The organism is Blautia sp. An46 (assembly GCF_002161645.1).
GTDB classification, from domain to species: domain Bacteria; phylum Bacillota; class Clostridia; order Lachnospirales; family Lachnospiraceae; genus Blautia; species Blautia ornithocaccae.
On the sequence record NZ_NFIF01000001.1, the window covers coordinates 240065 to 263151 of the forward strand.

Genomic DNA, 23087 nt, shown 5'->3' on the forward strand with positions numbered 1-23087 from the left:
AGAATAAAAAAGCACACCTGGAAAATATCTGTTACCTTGAGAGGGCAGGAATTTCCAGGTGTGCTGTTTTACGGCGACTTTCTGGTACTTCTTATGATGAAAAAGATCATGGAGCCGAAAAGGAAGATCAGAAACAGGGCCGTATGTAGATTACTCAGATTTTTTTCCTGGACACAGTGGTATGTAATCACGGCAAATTCTGCTGTCATGAGAAATTTCATGAGGATCAGCATGGTTTTTATGTTCTGATAAACCCACTGTTCATTCTTTTGAGTAGTTTTGACAGGTACATTCCAGACAGAGGGGAATCTTTCCAGTATGGTCAGCGGCAGGTAAAGGACCAGACTGGCTACAGGAACGGCCCAGACAGAACCTTTTGGTCCCCAGCCGTCTGGCTGGCCGCTGAACCCCCAGTGAGTAATGATGGTATCTGGAAGCTGGTTCCATTTCAGCAGCGGATATAGAAAGGTAAAGACCAGCGCAAGAACAGAAAAAAGATTCAGCGCTTTCTGAAAGCCAGTATTGGGATATCTGGGGATTCTGGGATTTTCATAAAAATTTTTTTCTGCCATAAGCGCACCTCCTGAATAATCTCTTTCTTATAAGGAGATTGTAGCAGGTTTTCATAAGTGGAGAAATACCTTTGCATGAGAAACAGAAATTCTGTCATAAGTTACAAATCCTTTCTGAGTCATTTTTTAAAATACTGCATATCTTAATCATAAAGTACAAAAAGTTCATGCGTTTTGTTCCGGAGTATGATATCATGGGGTAAGCTGATAAACAATAAAACAGAAAAAGACAATAAAGGAGATGGACATGGAACTTTTTATGGGAATTATGGTTCCTTTTCTTGGGACCTGCCTGGGGTCTGCCAGTGTTTTCTTCATGAAAGATGAGCTGAAGCCTCTGGTCCAGAAAGGGCTTTTAGGTTTTGCTTCCGGGGTCATGGTAGCCGCTTCTGTGTGGTCTTTGCTGATCCCTGCTATGGATATGTCAAAGAGTATGGGAAAGCTTGCTTTCCTGCCAGCCGCAGTGGGTTTTCTCCTGGGGATTTTTTTTCTTCTGGCAATGGACCGTCTGATCCCTCATTTACATCTGGGAGAATCGAAGCCCGAAGGACGAAAGAGTAATCTGAAAAAGACAACGATGCTAGTGCTGGCAGTGACGCTTCATAATTTTCCTGAGGGAATGGCAGTAGGAGTGGTATTTGCAGGAATGATGGCTGATAATACCCAGATTACTTTTGCAGGAGCCATGGCCCTGTCTGTGGGAATCGCCATACAGAATTTTCCGGAGGGAGCTATTATATCCCTTCCCCTGAAGAGCGAGAAGGCCATGGGAAAAGGAAAAGCCTTTTTGTATGGAACTCTTTCAGGAGCAGTGGAGCCATTGGGAGCTTTGCTCACCATAGTTTTATTCAGTTTTATAGAACCCCTTCTTCCCTACCTTCTGGCCTTTGCAGCAGGAGCTATGCTCTATGTAGTAGTAGAAGAGCTGATTCCAGAGACCGGCCAAGGAGAACACAGCAATGTAGGGACCATAGGCTTTGCAGCAGGTTTTGTCCTGATGATGATCTTAGATGTAGCATTAGGATGAATTGGAAAAAAGAGAAAAGCGCCTTGCTTTTCTCTTTTTTGTATGCTATACTAATTTCGTCAAGAATAATACCCCCCTGGGGTGTAGGGAGGAAATAAAATGAAAGCAGATAAAAGTAAAATTAACCGGCTGCTGAAGACGGCCAGAGGACAGATAGACGGAATCCTGAAAATGGTGGAAGAAGACCGGTACTGTATGGATATTTCCCAGCAGCTTATGGCCACAGAAGCTATTTTGAACAAGGCCAACAAAGAGATTCTTACCGCTCATCTGAAGAGCTGTGTAACAGGGGCCAAGACAGATGAGGAACGGGAAGAGAAAGTAGACGAGCTGGTAGCCATGCTTGGAAAAATTTTGTAGGAGGACATCATTATGAAAGAAAAATTTGATGTAACAGGGATGACTTGTTCTGCCTGCTCCTCCAGAGTGGAGAAATGCGTCAGCAAGCTGGAAGGGGTAAATGAGGTCAGCGTGAATCTGCTGACCAACAGTATGCAGGTGGAATTCAATGATGCAGTGATCCAGGAGCAGGGAATCATAGATGCAGTGGTCCACGCAGGTTATGGAGCCAGTGTCCAGGGAAAAAAGAAAGCTTCTGATACAAGAGAGAGCTTAAAAGAAAATAAGAAAAATCCGGTACAGGAGCATATGGAATATATGAAGAAAAGGACAATCTGGTCTTTTATCTTTTTGATTCCCCTGATGTATGTTTCCATGGGGCATATGATCGGCCTGCCCCTTCCCGGATTTCTCCACGGTACAGTAAACGCAGTGGGATTTGCCATGACTCAGTTTCTGCTGTGTATTCCGGTAATCTATATTAACAGGGCTTACTATACAAAAGGCTTCAGCACATTACTCCATGGGGCTCCTAATATGGATACCCTGATCGCCGTTGGTTCTGCAGCTTCTCTGGTGTATGGTGTTTTCGCTATTTACCGTATGGGATATGGACTGGGGGTTCAGGATATGGATCTGGTGAACCGGTATCTTCATGACTTGTATTTCGAGTCAGCGGTAATGATCCTGGCACTGATCAATATTGGAAAATATCTGGAAGCACGGTCAAAAGGGAAGACCAGCGAGGCTATTAATAAACTGATGGATATGGCGCCAAAGACTGCTTTCGCGGAGCGGAACGGAACAGTGGTAGAGATTCCCGCAGAGGAAATCCAGATCGGGGATATCCTTCAGGTAAAGCCTGGCAGCAGTGTCCCGGCTGACGGAGTGGTGCTGGAGGGAGTTACCAGCATTGACGAGGCAGCTATTACAGGAGAGAGTATTCCGGTCCAGAAAGTGCCGGGAGACTCAGTTATCGCCGCAACTATGAATAAGGCCGGATTCTTCCGTATGAAAGCTTCTAAAGTAGGAGATGACACTACTTTTTCCCAGATTATCCGTCTGGTGGAAGATGCCAGTGCCAGCAAGGCTCCCATTGCCAAGATCGCAGACAAGATTGCAGGAGTTTTTGTGCCTATTGTTATGACTATTGCTCTGATCACTGCTGTTGTATGGCTGCTGGCAGGGGCAGAGTTTGAATTTGCTCTGTCCTGCGCCATCTCCGTTCTGGTCATTTCCTGCCCCTGTGCTCTGGGACTGGCAACTCCTGTGGCTATTATGGTAGGAACAGGAAAAGGAGCAGAAAACGGCATTCTGATCAAATCAGGAGAAGCCTTGGAAGTTACCCACAATATTCAGAGTGTGGTCCTGGATAAGACAGGAACGATTACCCAGGGAAAACCGGCAGTCACAGATATCCACGGTGTAAAGACAGACAGTAAAGAGCTGCTGAAGATTGCGGCGGCTATGGAGAAAAAAAGCGAACACCCTCTTGCAGAAGCAGTTCTCGCAAAAGCTGAGGAGGAAAAGATTTCCCTGCCGGAGGCTTCAGAATTTTCCGCAGTGGCAGGCATGGGTATAGAAGCAGTTATTGAAGGAAAGAAATATTATGCAGGAAATCTCCGGCTGATGAAGGAAAAGGGGATAGACTGCACCGGTATTAAAGATTATCTGGAGACCCTTACGGGGGAGGGAAAGACGCCTCTGCTTTTTGCTGATGAGAAAGAGCTTCTGGGTGTAGTGGGAGCTGCAGATATAGTAAAATCTACCAGCGCTCAGGCTATCCGGGAGTTGAAAAAAATGGGAATTCAGGTTATCATGCTTACAGGAGACAACGAAAGAACCGCAAAGGCCATTCAGCGGCAGCTGGATATTGATACGGTGATCGCAGAAGTCCTTCCCCAGGATAAAGAAAGAGAAGTGGCAAAGCTTCAGGAAAATGGTCAGAAGGTAGCAATGGTAGGGGATGGTATCAATGACGCTCCGGCTCTTGCCAGAGCAGATGTGGGGATTGCCATTGGCGCAGGCACTGATGTGGCTATTGAAAGCGCGCATATTGTTCTGATGAAAAACGACCTGCTGGATGTAGTGACTGCAATCAGCCTGAGTAAAGCAGTGATCCGGAATATTAAGGAAAACCTTTTCTGGGCCTTTTTCTATAATGTGTGCGGGATTCCCCTGGCAGCAGGCGTGTTCTATACGGCTTTGGGACTGAAATTAAGTCCTATGTTCGGCGCAGCGGCTATGAGTTTAAGCAGCCTTTTCGTAGTATCCAACGCCCTTAGACTGAGATTCTTCCATGTGCTGAAAAAGCCCCAGAAGGAAGAGGACGGTACTGTTCAGACAACAGAAAAAATCAATGGACAGACAGGAAAAAAACAGATAGTAAATACTTCCGCAGAAGCGGTTGAAAATAAGGAGGAAATGAATATGTATACAATGAAGATTGAAGGTATGATGTGCCCTCACTGCCAGGCAGCAGTGACAAAAGCTTTAAACGGTATTGAAGGCGTAAAGGCAGAGGTGGATCTGGAGAAAAAAGAAGCCTATGTGGAGGCAGCAGATTCTGTAAGTAAAGAAGAACTGACCAAGGCTGTAGTTGACGCTGGATACGAAGTTGTATCTGTAGAATAGGAGAAGAGCCATGATACGGGTTGGAATGGGATATGATGTCCATAAACTGACAGAAGGAAGAGACCTGATCCTGGGGGGAGTAAATATCCCCTGGGAAAAGGGGCTTTTGGGGCACTCTGATGCAGATGTGGTGGTACATGCCATTATGGATGCTCTTTTAGGGGCGGCGGCCCTGCGGGATATCGGAAGGCATTTTCCGGATACAGATCCAAAGTATAAAGGAATTTCCAGTATTATTCTTCTTCAGCATGTGGGAAAACTTCTGGAAGAAAATATGTATGTGATCAATAATATAGACGCTACCATTATTGCCCAGAAGCCGAAGCTTCTCCCTTATATAGATACCATGATCAAAAATGTAGCCCAGGCTCTCCACCTGGAGGAAAATCAGGTGAATATCAAGGCCACTACAGAGGAAGGATTGGGCTTTACCGGCAGTATGGAAGGGATTTCCGCTCATGCCATATGCACCCTTACCAGTATCCAGGACCTTATGGGAGATGACAGAAGCGTTCCTTCTTGTCAGGGATGCTGTCAGCAGCAGACACCGGAAGAACAGGAAGACTGAACCGCAGAGGGAAAATCACTGGCTGCGGTATTCCCTGGGAGTGACATGAAGGATATCCTTAAAACACCGGTTAAAAGACCGGAGACTATTGTAGCCGCAGGAAAAGGCAATGTCGCTGACTGGCATATCAGTGGTACGCAGAAGATGGGCGCCGTAGTTTATCCGGTGCTGATTTACCAGATCCGTAAAGGAGAGACTCAGATGGCTGTTGATAAATCTGGAGATATACAGCCGGCTGTAGCCCAGATGGACGGCCAGGTCCTGAAGAGTCAGTGCTTCCAGATAATGGTCCTGAATATAGATCAGGATCTGATGGAGCAAGTCTGAGGAAGGAGCTGTCCGGGGAGAAAGCCCGGATTCTTCCAGAAGCCGGGCGGCAATATAGTATAAACAGGCTTTACAGTATAAAGGCTTTGAACTGTCTATGAACAGGTGCTTCTCCATAGAAGAGAAGACCTGATCTTCCAGACGGAAGACCGGATGGTTCAGAGCCTTTTTGGCAGTCATCTTATAAAATTCCTGGATATAATCCGGGGAAAAAACATTTACCTGACATTCTGCGCCTCCCAGATTTGTATAAGAATGAATTTCATAGGGTAGAATCAGGATAAGGTCTCCGGGCTGCATAAGAAATTCTCTTCCGTCTACAGTGGCCATAAGCTTTCCGCTTTTCAGGCGGAGAAGCTCATAGCTCCTGTGCAGATGGGCAAAATGGCTGAATTCCCGGATATGATAAAGGGAGATTTCCTGCTGGTCTCCAAAATGATAATATTCATATACGATCATAAAACAATACCTCTTTAAAGGATATTATAGCTTTCCGGCTGCTGAGAAACAAGAAAAAAACACCGGGAAAAACGGTATTGGAAAGGCTTTCTCACGGCTCCGATGTAGAGAGGTAAAGTAAATGAAACGGAGAGATAAAAAGAATTCAAAAAAGATGCTATAATAATCTGGAATAACAGATATAATTAAAAAATATGCAGGAAAAGAAAAATAAACTTGCAAAATATTCATAAAGGCTTTATAATACAACACAGAGTAAAAAAAGTGAAACAACAGGAGGAAAGCCATGTCATACGTAGATGAAGTAATTGAGTTAGTTGAGAAGAAAAATCCAGGCGAACCTGAATTTCATCAGGCGGTAAGAGAGGTACTGGAGTCTTTAAAGCCGGTTGTAGAAGCTAATGAAGAGAAATACCGCAAGGAAGCTCTTCTGGAGCGTCTGGTAGAGCCGGAAAGAGTTATCATGTTCCGCGTTCCCTGGGTAGATGACAACGGAAATGTACAGGTAAACAAAGGTTACCGCGTACAGTTTAACAGCGCCATCGGACCATACAAGGGCGGACTGAGATTCCATCCTTCTGTATATCTTGGAATTATTAAATTCCTGGGATTTGAGCAGATTTTCAAAAATTCTCTGACCGGCCTGCCTATCGGCGGCGGCAAGGGTGGTTCTGACTTCGATCCAAAGGGAAAATCAGACAGAGAAGTAATGGCATTCTGCCAGAGCTTTATGACAGAGTTATATCGTCATATCGGACCTGACACAGATGTACCGGCAGGTGATATCGGTGTAGGCGGAAGAGAAATTGGCTATCTGTTTGGACAGTACAAGAGAATCCGTGATGCTTATGAAGGCGTTCTTACAGGAAAAGGTCTTACATTCGGTGGTTCTCTGGTAAGAACACAGGCTACAGGATATGGTCTGCTGTACCTTACAGAGGAAATGCTGAAAATTAACGGCAAAGATATCGCAGGAAAGACTGTAGCCGTATCTGGTGCAGGAAATGTTGCTATCTATGCTATCGAGAAAGCTTATCAGTTAGGAGCAAAACCAGTAACATGTTCTGATTCCACAGGCTGGGTATATGATCCGGAAGGTATTGACCTGGCTGCACTGAAAGAGATTAAAGAAGTAAAACGTGCTCGTCTTACAGAGTATAAGAACTACAGACCAAACGCTGAATACCATGAAGGAAAAGGCGTATGGAGCGTAAAATGTGATGTGGCTCTTCCATGTGCTACACAGAACGAACTGGGCATTGAGGATGCAAAACAGTTAGTAGCTAACGGCTGCTTTGCTGTAGCAGAAGGTGCTAATATGCCTACAACTCTTGAAGCTACAAAGTATTTACAGGAAAACGGCATTCTTTTCGCACCTGGTAAAGCTGCAAACGCAGGCGGTGTGGCTACTTCCGCTCTGGAAATGTCACAGAACAGCGAGCGTTTAAGCTGGAGTTTTGAAGAAGTTGATGAGAAGCTGAAAGGCATTATGGTAAACATCTGCCACAATATGGCTGACGCAGCTAAGAAATACGGATACGAAGGAAACTATGTAGTAGGCGCCAATGCAGCTGGATTTGAGAAAGTTGCAGACGCAATGCTGGCACAGGGTATCTGCTAATACTATTTGAAATCAGATTTCTATTATCCTCCGCATTTTGGATATAGAAGCGAGGCTGCTGCACGGAACAGAAATCGAGAATGATCATATTCCTGATATATGTTTCATGCAGCGGCCTTTTTCTTTCCTATTGACAAAATTCGGTTTTATGAATAAACTAATAGAAGATATGGAAAGGCATAGAACGAAAAGAGTACCGGACAGATTTATCCAGAGAGAAGGGGCCGCCGGCTGAAAGCCCTTTTATAGAGAAATCCGGGAAAGTGCATTCGGGAGCCGGTCCGGTGACTGTTCATCAGAACACAGTCGGGCACGCAGGCCAGCGTTATGGGCAGATAAGCGGAAGACAGATGTCTTCAAGTAGAGTGGAACCGCGGAAATATTCGTCTCTATATCCTTTGGGATATAGGGATTTTCTTTTTATAAGAAAAATTTACTTAGAATTGAGGTGAGAGAATGGGATTCATCGGACGTATTAAGGAAGAATTTCAGGTGATCCAGGAAAGGGATCCGGCAATTAAATCCCCTCTGGAGGTACTGCTGTATCCTAGTTTCCGGGTGATGATCCAATATAGAAGGGCCCACAAGCTGTATGAAAAGGGTCACTATTTCCTGGCCAGGTGGATTTCCCAGAGAGCAGCCAGAAAGACAGGTATTGAAATTCATCCAGGGGCAAAAATAGGAAAAGGATTATTTATTGACCATGGGGCAGGAGTGATCATAGGAGAGACTACCATTATCGGAGACAATGTAACTCTGTATCAAGGCGTGACCCTGGGAGGAACTGGAAAAGAGACTGGAAAGCGTCATCCCACATTAAAGGATAATGTGATGGTCAGTGCAGGCGCCAAGATACTGGGATCCTTTACCATCGGAGAAAATTCCAAGATCGGTGCCGGCAGCGTGGTGCTTGAGGAAGTGCCTCCTAACTGTACCGTAGTGGGAGTGCCGGGAAGAGTAGTAAGAAGAGAGAACAAGAAGGTACCCAGGATTGATATGGACCAGGTACATCTGCCAGATCCTACATTGGATGATATCCATATACTTCAGAGAGAAAATGAGCGTCTGCGCTCTGAAATCCAGAAGATGAGCTATGAGCTCCAGGATATGAGGGAAAAAGAAGAGCTGTGCCGCAGAGCCAGAGAAAAGGCTGAAGAAGAGCACAGACAGCAATTAGAAAAAGCAAAGAAAAAAGGAGAAGAAAATGAAAATCTATAATACCCTGACAAAGAGAAAAGAAGAATTCATTCCTTTGGAAGAAGGAAAAGTGAAAATGTATGTATGCGGACCTACGGTCTATAACTTTATCCATATTGGAAATGCCAGGCCTATGATTGTCTTTGACACAGTCCGCAGATATATGGAGTACAAAGGTTATGAAGTAAATTATGTATCGAATTTTACGGATGTTGATGACAAAATCATAGCAAAGGCCATAGAGGAAGGGGTCAGCGCTGAGGAGATTTCTACCCGCTATATCAAAGAGTGCAAAAAAGATATGGCAGATATGAATGTGAGACCGGCAACTACCCATCCTCTGGCTACCCAGGAGATTGACGGGATGATTGAGATGATCCAGACCCTGATTGACAAAGGCTATGCTTATGAGGTTAACGGCACTGTTTATTTCCGGGTCAAAAATTTTCATGAATACGGAAAACTTTCCCATAAGAACCTGGAAGACCTTCAGTCTGGCTTCCGTTCTCTTCAGGTTTCCGGAGAAGACCAGAAGGAAGACCCGTTGGATTTTGTTCTGTGGAAGCCGAAAAAAGAAGGAGAGCCTTACTGGGTATCTCCATGGGGAGAAGGACGTCCGGGATGGCATATTGAGTGCTCCGTGATGTCTAAAAAATATCTGGGTGAAGAAATCGATATCCATGCAGGAGGAGAGGACTTGATCTTCCCTCATCATGAGAATGAAATTGCCCAGTCTGAGTGCTGCAACGGAAAAATCTTTGCCAGATACTGGATGCACAATGCTTTCCTGAATATTGATAACCGGAAAATGTCCAAGTCTTTGGGGAATTTCTTTACAGTACGGGAAATTGGTGAGAAATACGACCTTCAGGTCCTGCGGTTCTTTATGCTGAATGCCCACTACAGAAGTCCCTTAAACTTCAGTGCAGAGCTGATGGAAGCTTCTAAGAATGCTCTTGACAGGATCATCACCTGCGTAGACCAGTTAAAACGCCTTGCCAAATCTGCCCAGGGGGATACCATGACAGAAGAAGAGGCAAAACTTGCAGAGGAAGTTCAGAGTTATGTAAAAAAATATGAAGAGGCCATGGAAGATGATTTCAATACAGCAGATGCTATTGCCGCCATCTTCGAATTGGTGAAATTTGCAAATACTCATGGCAGCGGAGAAAGCAGCAAAGGCTTTATCCAGTATCTTTTCGACACCATTGTCAGATTAAGCGACGTTTTGGGACTGCTGGTAGATAAAGAAGAGGAAATGCTGGATGAAGATGTGGAAAAACTCATTGCTGAACGTCAGGCTGCCAGAAAAGAAAAGAATTTCAAACGGGCAGACGAGATCAGAGACCAGCTTGCCGCTATGGGGATCATTCTGAAAGATACGAGAGAAGGCGTACAATGGAAAAGGGCTTAGGATATTTCAGAGAGCTTTTCGGACTGACAGAGCCGGATATCCGGACTTATTCGCCTCTGACGCTGGCTTATATCGGAGATGCAGTTTATGAGCTGGTTATCCGTACTCTTTTAGTAGAGCAGGGCAATACCCAGGTGAATAAACTGAACCAGAGGGCCAATAAGCTGGTGAAGGCTTCCGCCCAGTCAGAAATGATTGAAAAGCTGAAACCCCATTTAACAGAAGAGGAGCTGGGAATCTTCCGGAGAGGAAGAAATGCCAAGTCTTATACCATGGCAAAAAACGCTACTATGTCTGATTATCGGAGAGCCACAGGCTTTGAGGCTCTTATGGGGTATCTGTATCTTACAGAGCAGCAGGAGAGGATACTGGAGCTGGTAAAGCTGGGGATTCAGGAAGGAGAAGAAGATGGAGAACAGATTCCAGGAAAGTAATATCGAGGGACGAAATGCAGTGCTGGAAGCTTTTCGTTCCGGCAGGACTGTAGATAAACTTTTTGTGCTGGAGCACTGTGAGGACGGCCCTGTAAGGACCATCCTTCGGGAAGCGAAAAAGCAGAATACCATAGTAAAATTTGTAAAGAAAGAACGTCTGGACCAGATGTCCAGGACAGGGACTCACCAGGGAGTTATCGCCCAGACGGCAGCTTATGCCTACGCCCAGGTAGAGGACATTCTGGAGGCTGCCAGAAAAAAAGGAGAGCCCCCATTCCTTTTTGTGCTGGATAATATTGAAGACCCTCATAACCTGGGCGCGATTATCCGTACTGCTAATTTAGCGGGAGCTCACGGGGTGATCATTCCTAAGAATCGGGCAGCAGGACTTACCGCTGTGGTAGCCAGAACCTCTGCAGGAGCGCTGAATTATACGCCTGTGGCAAAGGTCACCAATATTGCCAGGACCATTGAGAGCCTGAAAAAAGAAGGCATCTGGTTTGTCTGCGCAGACATGGGAGGCACTCAGATGTATGACCTGGACCTGAAAGGTCCTATAGGACTGGTAATCGGCAATGAAGGCCAGGGAGTGTCCAAGCTTGTGAAAGAAACATGCGATTTCATTGCATCAATTCCCATGAAAGGAGATATAGACTCCTTAAACGCCTCTGTGGCAGCGGGGGTTCTTGCTTATGAGATCGTAAGGCAGAGATTAAGTAAATAGTACAGGTTTCAGTTATGATAAAAGAGTATGAAGGAATTCCAGATGAAGAGCTCATCCGCCGTGCACAGAACGGAGAAAAGAAACTGGAAGAGTTTTTGATCGATAAATATAAGGGCATGGTCCGAAAGAAAGCCCATGCCATGTTCCTGATCGGAGGCGAGCAGGAGGATTTGATCCAGGAAGGGATGATCGGACTGTTCCGGGCAGTGCGGGACTATCGTCCATCTAAAAATGCTTCCTTTGCCACTTTTGCCAGTCTGTGTGTGGAAAGGCAGATTTATAAGGCAATTGAGATTTCAGGAAGACAGAAGCACAGACCTTTGAATTCCTATATTTCTTTAAGTGAAGAGAACAGCCCTTTGAAAAATACAGAGGACACAAAGCAGCAGAACCCTGAGGAGATTATTATTGACAGGGAAAGTACAAATCTGATGCAGGAAAAAATTAAAGAAAGGCTCAGTCCCTTTGAGAATCAGGTGCTGAGAGCTTATCTGGAGGGAAAGGATTATCATCAGATTGCCCGGCAGATGGAAAAGTCACCGAAATCTATTGACAATGCCCTTCAAAGGATACGGAATAAAATCCATGATCTTATGGAAACCCTTTGATATAGAAAGATTGCTGTGAAGAGAGGCGGTGCTCTATGAAAGGAAAAACGATACTTACAGTGATTCCCATAAAGGAAAAACATCGGGAACTGCTGAAAAAAATTGCAAAAGACGCAGAGATTATTTTCTGCAGACCAGAGGAAGTTACCCAGGAACTGGCAGACCAGGCTGAGATCATTCTGGGAAATATTCCTCCAGAAATAGTGAAAAAAGCCAAAAAGCTGGAATGGCTGCAGCTTAATTCCGCAGGCTTTGATGTTTATGCAAAAGAAGAAATCATGGGAGACAGGCTTCTTACATCCTGCAGCGGCGCTTACGGACAGACAGTGTCAGAGCATATGTTTGCTATGCTGCTGGCAATGCAGAAAAAACTCCATCTCTATCGGGATGATCAAAAGGCCCATAAATGGGGAGATCAGGGAGCGGTCACTTCTATCAGTGATGCTACGGTGATGATCCTTGGTCTGGGAGATATCGGGAAACATTTTGCCCGGCTGGCTCATGCTCTCGGGGCCTATGTCATTGGGATTAAGAGAACCTACAGCCCCTGCCCGGAGTATGTAGACGAACTTCATCTTCAGGAGGATATCAAGGCTCTTCTTCCCAGAGCTGATGCAGTGGTATCCTTTCTTCCAAGTTCAGAAGAGAACAGAGGTATGTTTGACAAAGAGTATTTTGATCTAATGAAGCCGGGAAGCTTTTTCCTGAACGGAGGAAGGGGAGATACCGTATCGGCGGAAGACCTGTGCCAGGCCCTGAAAGAGGGAAGGCTGGCCGGGGCTGCATTAGATGTGACAGATCCGGAGCCCCTTCCTTCGGAACATCCTCTCTGGGATATGCCTCAGGTTTTTATTACCCCTCATGTTTCAGGAGGCTATCATCTTTCCGTAACCCTGGATAATGTAGTAGATATCTGTGCAGAGAATTTGAGGAGATATCTGTCCGGGAAAGAACTGCGGAATCTGGTGAAGGTTAGCTGAAGGCTGAATAGTAGTGAAATTGCCTATTCAGTCATATGACTCGGTATCATATGCCTTAGGATAGAAAAAAACTTCTGCAAGGAAGCTTGGGTCAGCTTTTTTCTATCCTAATTTTTATGACTGACTGAGACATGAAGTTTTGGAATTGAAGAAATTTTTCTTGCATTTGTGAAAATACGTGTTATAATAAGGTGCATGGGGCATTAGCGCAGTTGGGAGCGCGCCACACTGGCAGTGTGGAGGTCACGGGTTCAAGTCCCGTATGCTCCACTTCAAAAAGTCCGTATTTACGGGCTTTTTTCTTTTGCTCTAAGTGACATAAAACCTGTATACAGTTGGTCCATGGGGTCACAGATATTTAATTTCTGCATATTGTTATAGTAGGGAGGACAGCCGGGAAGGCTAAAATGACAGCTGGTTTTCTTCCCTGATAAGAAGTCTGCTCTTGCCGGAAAAAGCTCTGGAAAGAAAGGGGGAGGAGCAGTGCTGAAAAATTGTGTGTTTAAAGTATCTGTGGATAACCGAAAATGGCTGAAAGCAGCAGGAATCCGCGCAGTAAAGACCGTAGCCCAGGCAGCGATTGCAGGAATCGGAACAGCGGCAGCTCTGGGGCAGGTAGACTGGAAATATGTTCTGTCTGCGTCAGTGATGGCCGGAGTGATCAGTATATTAACTTCTATTGCCGGTATTCCGGAAGTGGGAGGTTCAGAGGGCGGGTAACACCGCCCAGGAAAAGGTGCCGAAAAATGGCGCCTTTTTTGGTTATATAGGGTGTTGATTCTTTTAGAAATCCGGTATATACTAACATAAACGGATACTCATGTGGACAAAGGAGTCCTTTTGTCAGGAGTGTGTATTCTGTACAATTCTTTATAATACATATTTTTTATTCTATTTCATATCCTTGCGGATGGTCAAAGCCGCGGATGTTTCCATATTTTAAAATTACCGTTTAATTTGTTATCTGTTCAATGTACATTTCATTGCCTTTGGGCCTATTCTTGCGGTGCGTTCACACCATATGTTCCAAACAATAGTTATCGAAATCCTTATGTTTTTTTGTCAGTGGGAAGGAGGTGATTCCATTGGGCTTATATTCCCGGAAGGGGGCTCCAGGAGAGACAGTATTTATGTATCTTTTTATTGCTGAAACCAGGAAAATGAGAGGAGGACAGATATGAAAAAATTTAAAAGAACTATGGCATATCTATTGACTGCAGTTTTATGCATTTCTTCTTTCTTTCCAACAGCCCAGGCTTTTGCCGGGGCAGAGACTGGAGAGGCTGAGGAAATTGTAAAAGAGCAGGAAACAGAAGAGAAAATAGAACTCCAGATATCAGTCACAGAAGGAAAAGGGAGTATACAGATAGAAGACGAGGCGGGAAACATCAGCGAAGCAACCATACAGGAGCCCCTTATGTTGGAATGCTCCCCAGGAAATCTTCTGGATATCAGGGTGATACCGGATCCGGGATACCAGATAGCTTTCTACAAAACCATGACAGATACAGGGAAAGTTAAGGAAGAGATTACATCTTTCCAGCCAGGAGAAGAGGGGACGTATATAACTCAGTTCCAGACAGACGAGACAGGCAGTATCCAGGCTGGTTTTAAAGAAGAATTATCAGAACGAACAGAAGAACCTGCGGACAACCAGGATATGGATGAACGGGTCGAAGAGATTCCGGCAGAAACGGAAGAAGAGCAGTCTTCGGTGGAACAACAGAGGGAGCAGACAGAGAACAGCAACGAAAGTGGTGAAACAGCAGCAGAGAACAATACCCTTCCTAATTTTAAGGTCAGCAGAGAAATGAACCTCCTGGCTCCCAGAGAAACCATTTATCTGGATGCTGGCGGAAGAGTCTATTATTATGATTATTATACTCACTGGTTCCATGTAGATGGCCGTTATGCTTATTGTCTGGAGCCCAGAGAAGCGGCACCTTCCGATGGATATTACGAAACCACAGCTATGGGAGAGGGACTTCTGCGTAAGGCTATGTATTATGTATTTGGAGGTCCTGGGTATGAGGTATACACTTCCACTTTTGGAAATCTGGGCTCTGACAACTGGAACGAAGAGAGCGAGTATGCCATGAGCCATTGTATTGTTGCATACTGCTACACCGGAGATATGGATGCGTTTTTGGGAACTCCAGATGAACTAAAAGAAGCATTGTTGTGGGAGATCAGTAATATTGAAAGCCTTCCGGATCCGCCGGCTTCTTTTGAAGCTTTTTATTTCAATATGGATGGCAGTGGACAGACCATGGGCGGCTGCTGGGATATCCAGAACGGATCCATTGAACTTCAGAAGTCCTCTGAAAATCCGGAATGGACAGAGGGCAACTGGGCATACGGCAGTCTTGCCGGAGCTGAGTATGGGGTGTATATCCAGGAGACAGAGGAACAGGTTGCAACATTAGTCACTGATGAAAAGGGCTACGCCAGAGTTGATGAGATACCGGAAGGCAATTACCATATTCGGGAACTGAAAGCCCCGAAAGGATATGCATTGGATACAGCTTCGGCAACAGTTACAGTTACAGCAGGCCAGACAGTTACCTATAGCTGCCAGGACATCCCTCAGAGCAATCCGGTTACAGTGCTGTTAAGCAAAATAGATGCAGAAACAAACCAGAATAGACCTCAGGGCACAGCTTCTCTGGCAGATGCAGAGTTTACAGTGAAATATTACAAGGGACTTTATGATACGGACCCGGCTCAACAGGGGATAAATCCAGAAAGGACCTGGGTCTTGAAGACAAAAGAAAATGGTGAAGTAAGATTAGAAGACAGTGGGAAAGTTTCCGGGGACGATTTCTATTATATGCCCAATGGACAGACAACACTGCCTTTGGGAACGGTAACTGTTCAGGAAACAAAAGCTCCGGCAGGATACCTGCTCAATCATGAGATTTTTATCCGACAGATAACTTCTGAGGGAACAGCCGAGACAGTAGCTACATATAATCAGCCAACTGTACCAGAAACTCCTCAGAAAGGAGTTATCCGGCTTCAGAAAGTGGATTCAGAAATAAATAGGGCGCAGGCCCAGGGCAGCCTGGAAGGAGCGGTGTATGAAATCCGAAACAGCAGTGATGAAGTGGCGGGGACCCTGACCACAGATAAAGATGGAAAGGCGGAAAGCGGCAGACTGCCTCTGGGTACCTATACAGTGAAAGAGAAAACAGCGTCTCCCGGATATCAGATAGATCCTCAGACTTACACAGTAGATCTTACGGCAGAAGATACTATGTCAGAGGTGTTCTACAAATCTGTGACCAGTAAGGAAGAACTTATCCGCGGCGGGGTAGCTGTAGAAAAATGGGACAGTGAGAAGGATAAAAGAGAATCCCAGGGAGCTGCAGACCTGGAAGGAGCAAAAATCCAGATCATCTCCCAAAACGACCAGGAGATCCAGATAGAAGGAAAGACCTACAAAAAGGGGGAAGTGATTACTGTCCTTACCACTGATAAGAACGGCAGAGCCAGTACGGGGGCCAGTTATTTTCCATACGGAAGCTATCAGCTTAAGGAAAGTGTTCCGCCAACTGGTTATACCTCCGCCGGCACAACTGCACGGAACTTTGAAATCCGGGAAAATGGCAAGATTGTTCAGATGAACACGTCGGATACAGCCATTAAAAATGAAGTGATCCGTGGGGGCGTTGCTGTAGAAAAGTGGGACAGCGAACTGAACAAAAGAGCTGCCCAGGGAGCCGCAAGTCTGGAAGGAGCCCAGATTCAGATCATTTCCCAGAATGATGAAACGGTCATTGTAGGGGAGAAGGAATATAAAAAAGGTGAAGTGGTCGCTACTCTTATAACAGATAAAGATGGCAGGGCCAGCACAGCAGCAAATCTTCTTCCATACGGAGACTACCAGCTAAAAGAAAGCGTTCCCCCAACTGGCTATACATCAGTAGGGACCATTATCCGAAGCTTTAAAATTCGAGAAAATGGAAAGATCGTCCAGATGAACGCATCTGGTACAGCTATCAAGAATGAGGTGATCCGCGGCGGTGTAGCTGTAGAAAAATGGGACAGTGAGAAAGATAAGAGAGAACCTCAGGGAACTGCAGACTTGGAAGGCGCAAAGATTCAGATTATTTCTCAGAACGATCATGAAGTCTTAGTGGATGGAACATCCTATACAAAAAATGAAGTGGTCGCAACTCTTACTATAGATAAGAACGGCAAAGCCAGCACAGCGGCAGACCTGCTTCCTTATGGGAATTACCAGCTGAAAGAAAGCATTCCCCCAACTGGTTATACATCGGAGGGGACCATTACTCGGAATTTTGAAATCCGGGAAGATGGAAAGGTCGTTCAGATGAATACTTCAGATACAGCCATTAAAAATGAAGTAATCCGTGGGGGCGTTGCTGTAGAAAAGTGGGACAGCGAACTGGAACAGCGTGTACCCCAGGGAGATGCAAGTCTGGAGGGATCTCAGATCCAACTCATTTCCAGGAATGACCGTACAGTCCTTATAGGTGGAAAGGAATATAAAAAAGGGGAGGTCATCACGGTCTTAAAGACGGATAAGGATGGTAAAACCAGCACAGCAGCAGACTTCCTGCCATATGGAGATTATCAGCTGAAAGAAATCGTTCCTCCTACCGGTTATACTTCTGGAGGAACTATTGTCCGGGATTTTGAAATCCGGGAAGACGGCAGAATCCTGCAGATGAACACCGGGGAAACCGCCATCAAGAATGAAGTGATCCGCGGCGGCGTTACCATTGCCAAGTGGAGCCTGGAGACTGATGAACGTAAGCCTCAGGGAAATGCGGTCCTGGGCGGCGCTAAATTTACCATTACCAACCGGTCTGCAAAAGCAGTCCTGGTAGCGGGCCAGTTATATGCTCCAGGAGAAGTCATTGCAACTGTGGAAACCAACGAAAAGGGCCTTTGGGCGTCTGCAAAAGACTGGCTGCCTTATGGTACCTATGAGGTTGAAGAAGTTCAGGAACCGGACGGATACCTGCCGGATGGGAAAGAGCCAAAGACCTTCCGGATTCGGGAAGACGGCAGGAGGGTAAGCCTGGACAACAATGAGGGAGCAATAAAAAACCAGATAAAACGTGGAGACCTGAATTTTGTCAAAGCAGCTGACAGCACCCTGGAACGTCTGGCAAATGTACCCTTTAAGATTACCAGCAAGACCACAGGAGAATCGCATATCATAGTATCAGACAAAAATGGTCTGGTGGACACTTCTTCTTCATGGAATCCCCACAGCCAGAACACCAACCGGGGAGAGACTTCGGAAGATGGCCTGTGGTTTTCTGGAACCACAGAAAAAGAAGTGCCGGTAAATGATGAGAAAGGGGCGCTGCCTTATGATATTTACCTGCTTGAAGAGCAAAGATGTGAGGCTAATGAAGGGTACAAACTGTTATCCATTGAAATTACCGTATATCGGGACAGCTATACGATTCCACTGGGAACTCTGACAGATGACAGTGAACTTGTAGAAATTTCCACTGCTGCTGTGGACAGTGATACAGAAGAGCATTATGCCCCGGCAGGAGAAAATACGACTATTGCAGATACGGTAGAATATACCAACCTGAATAAGGGGGCAGAATACACATTAAAAGGGATTCTGATGAATAAAGAATCCGGGGAGCCGGTGACAGATGAAAAAGGAGATCCCATTACTTCAGAAAAGACTTTTACTCCAAAGAAAGTAAATGGAACTGTAGAGATGGAATTTACTTTTGACAGCAGGAAGCTTTCCGGAGCAGATGTTGTTGTGTTTGAGGAGCTGTATCTAAACGGCAGTCTGATTGCAGAGCATAGGGATATCACAGATGAAGACCAGACAATCCATTTCCCAAAAATCGAGACAAAGGTTATGGTCAAGGAAACAAAATCTAATATAGCAAAAGCAGATAAAGAGATTACTCTGGTGGATACCGTTTCCTATAAGAACCTGCAGCCAGGAAAGAAATACAAGCTTACCGGAACCCTTATGGACAAGGAGACCGGGGAACCGGTAAAAGACCCTGAAGGAGAAGAAGTGACTGCAAAAACCAGCTTTAAGCCGGAAACTGCTGACGGTACTGTAAACGTGACTTTTACCTTTGACGGAAGCAATCTGGCTGGAAAGACCCTTGTAGTCTTTGAAAACCTGGAAAGAAATGATACTGTCTATGCAGTACATACAGACATCCATGATGAGGCCCAGACCATTTACTTCCCTGAAATCGGCACTACAGTAAAAGACGCTGTATCCGGGACACAGTTCTCAGCAGCAGGACAGGTCTCATTGGTAGATACAGTTTCCTATAACAATCTGACACCCAAAACAGAGTACGCTCTGAAGGGAATCCTGATGGACCAGGAAACCGGGAAAGCTATAATAGTGGGAGAACAGGAAGTGACTGCCGAGACAACTTTCACACCAGAAGAACCCTCTGGAACTGTAGATGTGACCTTTACATTTGATGCTTCCTCTCTGGCAGGACATGCCTTGGTGGTATTTGAGGAACTGTACCAGAGCGAAATAAGCATTGCTGAGCATAAAGACATCAAAGACAAAGGCCAGACTATTTATATCCCGGAGATTGGCACAATTGCCCTTGATAAGGAAACGGGAACGCATAACAGCAATCCGGACAGCAAAGTGACCATTGCAGATACCGTTACCTATAAAGGACTGATTCCAGGCAAAGAGTACACAGTAAAGGGAACTCTGATGGACAAGTCTGCCGGCAAAGAATTATTGGCGGATGGAAAGCCTGTAACAGCAGAGAAGACTTTTACTGCAGAAAAATCTGACGGCTCTGTGGAGATTACCTTTACTTTTGATGGAAGGGCTCTGGCCGGAAAGACGGTAGTTGCCTTTGAACGTTTGTATTATGAGGACAAGGAAGTGGGAAGCCATACAGATATTGAAGATGAAGATCAGAGTGTCCGCTTCCCAGTTATTGGAACTACGGCTAAAGACAGCAGCACAAAGGATCATATTGCCAGTGCCGGTAAGGTAACGCTCATAGATACCGTATCATACAAGAACCTGCTTTCGGGACAGAAATATATCCTGAAAGGCGTGCTGATGGATAAAGAGACAGGAAAAGAACTGCTGCTCAATGATAAAGCTGTGACAGCAGAAAAAGAGTTTACCCCAAAAGAGGCCAATGGAGCAGTAGACCTAAAATATACCTTTGATGCTTCTATGCTGGCCGGGCGTCAGGTAGTAGTATATGAAGAACTCTATATCAACGATAAGCTGATTGGGGAACATAAGGATATTAACGATGAAGGCCAGACAGTGACCATTCCGCAGCTTCGGACAAATGCTTATGATGGTGCTGCAGGAGGGCATACCGGAACTGTCAGTGAGAAAGCAACGGTAGTAGATGTTGTGACCTATACAGGTCTGCTTTCCGGCAAAGAGTACACAGTAAGAGGAACCCTCATGAATAAGGAGACAGGAGAACCGATAAAGGACAGTGGGGAGAGGAAGATTACAGCGGAGAAGACTTTTACAGCTGAGAAGGCAGAGGGCAGCATTGAACTGGTATATGAGCTGGATTCCACACTCCTTGCAGGGCAGACAGTAGTTGTTTTTGAAGATATCCTGTACAACGGTGTGGAAGTGGGAACTCATGCAGATGTCAATGATGAGGACCAGAGCGTCCATTATCCGGCTCTGAGTACCCAGGCCAAGGATAAAACTTCTGGACGTCAGGAGGGTATCCGGAAGGAAAAGACGGAGCTCACAGATACGGTGACTTATAAGAATCTGATTCCAGGTCAGAAATATACAGTAAAGGGCATCCTCATGGACAAGAGGACAGGGGAACCAGTGCTGGATAAGGAAAAACAAGTAAGGGCGGAAAAAACCTTTACAGCCGAGAATGCCGACGGAGCTGTGGAAGTGGAATTTATCTTTGACAGCGCGGCCCTGAGAAATCCTGCTGTCGTTGTTTTTGAAAGGCTGTATGTAGGCGATAAAGAGGTGGCTGCCCATACAGACATTGATGATAAAGGCCAGACTGTAGAGTATCCGGAGCATAAGACTCAGACGCCTGCTGTGCCGGAGTCAGATACAAAAACTTCCGGAACAGCTCCTGCTAAGGCAAAAACTTCTGAAGCTGCACCGGCAAAGACCGGAGACCCGGCGCCTCTTGGGAAAATCTTCTGCGGGCTGCTTCTCTCAGGAGCTGTGGCAGCCGCAGCAGTAAAGAAGAAAAGAGGCCGGAAAAACAGGTAAAATTACAAAGTATAGATGGGCTGCCATCAGGGGCATAGTCACGATACAGACTACAGTGGTCAGTACGTTAATGGCACTGGCATAGATCACCTATTCTTCCCCTAATACTGCAAAGCAGAAATAAGATTACATGTATAATATCCCTTAATGTCTAGAGGGAAGGTTGTTGCAGGAACCTGTCTGTGATAAAATAGGTACATCTGACACAGATTATTTTGATTACAGGAGGGGAAATTATGAGAAAGCCTGTGCCATTAAGAAGAGGCGATAAGGTAGCTGTAGTCAGTCTTTCCAGCGGTATGCTGGGAGAGGACTTTTGCCGTCATAATATAACATTGGGAATAAAACGACTTCGGGAATTTGGCCTGGAACCAGTTTTTATGCCAAATACTTTAAAGGGCATGGAATATCTGAATAAGAATCCCCAGGCAAGGGCAGAGGATTTAAAAGCAGCCTTTCGTGACGATTCTATAAAAGGCGTTATATGCGCCATAGGAGGAGACGACACCTACCGCCTCCTGCCTTATCTTTTGGAAGACCAGGAATTTACAGAGCTGGTAAAAGAAAAGCCAAAGCTGTTTACCGGATTTTCCGATACTACCATTAACCATCTGATGTTTTATAAACTGGGAATGACTACCTATTACGGCCCTTGCTTTATCTGCGATCTGGCGGATATGGGAAAGGAAATGCTGCCATATACCAGGGAACATTTCCAGGGATATTTTGCCGGACATGAGAAAAAAGAAATCTGTCCGAGCCCTGTGTGGTATGAGGAACGGAAAGACTTTTCTGAGGCGGCTCTGGGGACAGAAAGGACTGCCCATGAAGATTCAAAGGGATTTGAGATCCTGCAGGGCAGCGGCCATTTCCGGGGAAAACTTCTGGGAGGCTGTGCAGAGAGCATTTACGATGCCCTTTCTGGAACCAGATACGGAGATGAAAAAGAAATCTGTGAAAAATACGGACTTTTTCCGGACAGAGAGGAGTGGAGAGGGAAAATCCTCTTTATTGAAACCTGTGAGGAAAAGCCTGCACCGGAACTTCTGGCAAAAGAGCTGGCAATGCTGAGAGAAAGAGGCGTTTTTGAAGAAATCACAGGAATCCTGGCGGGAAAACCTCAGGACGAAGTTTTCTATGAAAAGTATAAACAAGTATACCGGGAAGCTGTGGGAAATCCGGAATTATCCATTGTATATAATGTGAATTTCGGCCATGCCTATCCAAGATGCGTCCTTCCCTACGGAGTAGAAGCAGAAGTTTTTGCAGAAGACAATAGGATTCTTTTCCTTGAGAGCATGTTCGGGGAAGCATAGAAAGAGGCTTATGAACTCGGAAAGCACGTTTAGGATAGATGAATCCAGCCTAAATTAGTGAATGGAGTAAAGAAAAGGAGAGGATAACCCATGAAAATAGAATTGAGACCCTGGACTTTGGAGGATAAAAAGGATCTGGCAGAAATATGCCACAATGCAGACCGGCAGTTCTTGTCTGACCGTCTGCCCTATCCATATACAGAGGACAACGCCCAGTGGTGGATCAACATGGCAGAGAAGCAGGAAGGAAAAGAAGGCGTTTTTCGGGCAATCCTGGCAGATGGGAAGATCGTAGGGAATATTTCTGTGGAGAAAAAAGAAGACGTTTACAGAAGAGACGGAGAAATCGGCTATATGCTGAAAAAAGAATACTATTCCAGGGGAATCATGACAGAAGCGGTGAAACAGATATGCCCTTTGGCCTATAAGGAACTGGATCTTATCCGTATTACTGGACTGGTTTATGAGCCTAACACAGCGTCCAGAAAAGTATTGGAGAAAAATGGATTTATGCTGGAAGGTATTATGAAAAAGGCAGTTACCAAAGGTAACAAAATTTATGATCTTTGTATCTATGGGAAATGCATTGACGGATAATAAACTCAGAAGATTTTAGAAAGATAGAAACAGAAAAGAG

General features: G+C 45.3%; 17 protein-coding genes, 1 tRNA gene and 1 other annotated feature. Of the genes, 16 read left to right on the forward strand and 2 right to left on the reverse strand.

Going from position 1 to position 23087, the window contains the following annotated elements; translation table 11 throughout:
• Positions 1 to 68 precede the first annotated feature (68 nt).
• Complete coding sequence (locus tag B5G00_RS01130; protein WP_087267202.1) at positions 69 to 572, reverse strand: DUF1648 domain-containing protein; 504 nt, start codon at positions 570 to 572, stop codon at positions 69 to 71.
• A gap of 247 nt (positions 573 to 819) precedes the next feature.
• Here B5G00_RS01130 and B5G00_RS01135 point away from each other — a divergent pair, with 247 nt between their 5' ends.
• The 4 genes from B5G00_RS01135 to ispF all read left to right on the forward strand — a co-directional run bounded on the left by B5G00_RS01135 (position 820) and on the right by ispF (position 5140).
• Complete coding sequence (locus tag B5G00_RS01135; protein ID WP_087267205.1) at positions 820 to 1599, forward strand: ZIP family metal transporter; 780 nt, start codon at positions 820 to 822, stop codon at positions 1597 to 1599.
• A 99-nt stretch (positions 1600 to 1698) separates the two neighbouring features.
• The gene (locus B5G00_RS01140; RefSeq protein WP_087267208.1) at positions 1699 to 1959 is read left to right on the forward strand and encodes a metal-sensing transcriptional repressor; all 261 of its coding nucleotides are present in this window, start codon (positions 1699 to 1701) and stop codon (positions 1957 to 1959) included.
• A gap of 12 nt (positions 1960 to 1971) precedes the next feature.
• The gene (locus tag B5G00_RS01145) at positions 1972 to 4572 is read left to right on the forward strand and encodes a heavy metal translocating P-type ATPase (protein ID WP_087267211.1); all 2601 of its coding nucleotides are present in this window, start codon (positions 1972 to 1974) and stop codon (positions 4570 to 4572) included.
• Positions 4573 to 4585: 13 nt separating this feature from the next.
• On the forward strand, positions 4586 to 5140 hold the full coding sequence (ispF, locus tag B5G00_RS01150) for a 2-C-methyl-D-erythritol 2,4-cyclodiphosphate synthase (protein WP_242971252.1): 555 nt from the start codon (positions 4586 to 4588) through the stop codon (positions 5138 to 5140).
• Between the two features lie 15 nt (positions 5141 to 5155).
• Here the strand turns inward: ispF and B5G00_RS01155 are convergent, their stop codons facing one another.
• Positions 5156 to 5926, reverse strand: a complete 771-nt coding sequence (locus B5G00_RS01155; RefSeq protein WP_087267217.1) for an AraC family transcriptional regulator — start codon at positions 5924 to 5926, stop codon at positions 5156 to 5158.
• 286 nt (positions 5927 to 6212) lie between these two features.
• Between B5G00_RS01155 and gdhA the strand changes: the two genes are divergently transcribed.
• From gdhA to B5G00_RS01215, 12 genes are all read left to right on the forward strand, one after another.
• The gene (gdhA, locus tag B5G00_RS01160) at positions 6213 to 7547 is read left to right on the forward strand and encodes an NADP-specific glutamate dehydrogenase (RefSeq protein ID WP_087267220.1); all 1335 of its coding nucleotides are present in this window, start codon (positions 6213 to 6215) and stop codon (positions 7545 to 7547) included.
• Positions 7548 to 7718: 171 nt separating this feature from the next.
• Positions 7719 to 7941, forward strand: a binding site (T-box leader).
• A 62-nt stretch (positions 7942 to 8003) separates the two neighbouring features.
• Positions 8004 to 8765, forward strand: a complete 762-nt coding sequence (gene epsC / locus B5G00_RS01165; protein ID WP_087267222.1) for a serine O-acetyltransferase EpsC — start codon at positions 8004 to 8006, stop codon at positions 8763 to 8765.
• On the forward strand, positions 8752 to 10158 hold the full coding sequence (gene cysS, locus B5G00_RS01170) for a cysteine--tRNA ligase (protein WP_087267225.1): 1407 nt from the start codon (positions 8752 to 8754) through the stop codon (positions 10156 to 10158). Before epsC ends, cysS begins: the two co-directional genes overlap by 14 nt.
• Positions 10143 to 10592, forward strand: coding sequence for a Mini-ribonuclease 3 (locus B5G00_RS01175; protein WP_087267227.1), 450 nt, complete (start codon positions 10143 to 10145; stop codon positions 10590 to 10592). Before cysS ends, B5G00_RS01175 begins: the two co-directional genes overlap by 16 nt.
• Positions 10567 to 11316 (forward strand): 23S rRNA (guanosine(2251)-2'-O)-methyltransferase RlmB, encoded by a 750-nt coding sequence (rlmB, locus tag B5G00_RS01180; RefSeq protein WP_087267230.1) that lies wholly within the window; start codon positions 10567 to 10569, stop codon positions 11314 to 11316. The genes B5G00_RS01175 and rlmB overlap by 26 nt, the downstream gene beginning before the upstream one ends.
• A 14-nt stretch (positions 11317 to 11330) precedes the next feature.
• Positions 11331 to 11924, forward strand: coding sequence for an RNA polymerase sporulation sigma factor SigH (gene sigH, locus B5G00_RS01185; RefSeq protein ID WP_087267232.1), 594 nt, complete (start codon positions 11331 to 11333; stop codon positions 11922 to 11924).
• Positions 11925 to 11959: 35 nt separating this feature from the next.
• The gene (locus tag B5G00_RS01190; RefSeq protein WP_087267236.1) at positions 11960 to 12904 is read left to right on the forward strand and encodes a D-2-hydroxyacid dehydrogenase; all 945 of its coding nucleotides are present in this window, start codon (positions 11960 to 11962) and stop codon (positions 12902 to 12904) included.
• Between the two features lie 197 nt (positions 12905 to 13101).
• Positions 13102 to 13174, forward strand: a tRNA-Ala gene (locus B5G00_RS01195).
• A gap of 213 nt (positions 13175 to 13387) precedes the next feature.
• Positions 13388 to 13624: a holin gene (locus tag B5G00_RS01200; RefSeq protein WP_087267239.1), complete on the forward strand. Its 237-nt coding sequence runs from the start codon at positions 13388 to 13390 to the stop codon at positions 13622 to 13624.
• A gap of 457 nt (positions 13625 to 14081) precedes the next feature.
• Positions 14082 to 21134 carry a VaFE repeat-containing surface-anchored protein gene (locus B5G00_RS01205; protein ID WP_087267242.1) on the forward strand — a complete coding sequence of 2351 codons (7053 nt, stop codon included), beginning with the start codon at positions 14082 to 14084 and terminating at the stop codon, positions 21132 to 21134.
• A gap of 236 nt (positions 21135 to 21370) precedes the next feature.
• Positions 21371 to 22450, forward strand: a complete 1080-nt coding sequence (locus tag B5G00_RS01210; protein WP_087267245.1) for a S66 family peptidase — start codon at positions 21371 to 21373, stop codon at positions 22448 to 22450.
• A 90-nt stretch (positions 22451 to 22540) separates the two neighbouring features.
• Positions 22541 to 23047 carry a GNAT family N-acetyltransferase gene (locus B5G00_RS01215; protein ID WP_087267248.1) on the forward strand — a complete coding sequence of 169 codons (507 nt, stop codon included), beginning with the start codon at positions 22541 to 22543 and terminating at the stop codon, positions 23045 to 23047.
• The last annotated feature ends 40 nt before the right edge of the window (positions 23048 to 23087 follow it).

Excerpts from the sequence above, each read along its gene's own strand:
- B5G00_RS01130 (WP_087267202.1), bottom strand. The coding sequence starts at position 572 with ATGGCAGAAAAAAATTTTTATGAAAATCCCAGAATCCCCAGATATCCC.
- B5G00_RS01135 (WP_087267205.1), top strand. The coding sequence starts at position 820 with ATGGAACTTTTTATGGGAATTATGGTTCCTTTTCTTGGGACCTGCCTG.
- B5G00_RS01140 (WP_087267208.1), top strand. The coding sequence starts at position 1,699 with ATGAAAGCAGATAAAAGTAAAATTAACCGGCTGCTGAAGACGGCCAGA.
- B5G00_RS01145 (WP_087267211.1), top strand. The coding sequence starts at position 1,972 with ATGAAAGAAAAATTTGATGTAACAGGGATGACTTGTTCTGCCTGCTCC.
- B5G00_RS01155 (WP_087267217.1), bottom strand. The coding sequence starts at position 5,926 with ATGATCGTATATGAATATTATCATTTTGGAGACCAGCAGGAAATCTCC.
- gdhA (WP_087267220.1), top strand. The coding sequence starts at position 6,213 with ATGTCATACGTAGATGAAGTAATTGAGTTAGTTGAGAAGAAAAATCCA.
- epsC (WP_087267222.1), top strand. The coding sequence starts at position 8,004 with ATGGGATTCATCGGACGTATTAAGGAAGAATTTCAGGTGATCCAGGAA.
- cysS (WP_087267225.1), top strand. The coding sequence starts at position 8,752 with ATGAAAATCTATAATACCCTGACAAAGAGAAAAGAAGAATTCATTCCT.
- B5G00_RS01175 (WP_087267227.1), top strand. The coding sequence starts at position 10,143 with ATGGAAAAGGGCTTAGGATATTTCAGAGAGCTTTTCGGACTGACAGAG.
- rlmB (WP_087267230.1), top strand. The coding sequence starts at position 10,567 with ATGGAGAACAGATTCCAGGAAAGTAATATCGAGGGACGAAATGCAGTG.
- sigH (WP_087267232.1), top strand. The coding sequence starts at position 11,331 with ATGATAAAAGAGTATGAAGGAATTCCAGATGAAGAGCTCATCCGCCGT.
- B5G00_RS01190 (WP_087267236.1), top strand. The coding sequence starts at position 11,960 with ATGAAAGGAAAAACGATACTTACAGTGATTCCCATAAAGGAAAAACAT.
- B5G00_RS01205 (WP_087267242.1), top strand. The coding sequence starts at position 14,082 with ATGAAAAAATTTAAAAGAACTATGGCATATCTATTGACTGCAGTTTTA.
- B5G00_RS01210 (WP_087267245.1), top strand. The coding sequence starts at position 21,371 with ATGAGAAAGCCTGTGCCATTAAGAAGAGGCGATAAGGTAGCTGTAGTC.
- B5G00_RS01215 (WP_087267248.1), top strand. The coding sequence starts at position 22,541 with ATGAAAATAGAATTGAGACCCTGGACTTTGGAGGATAAAAAGGATCTG.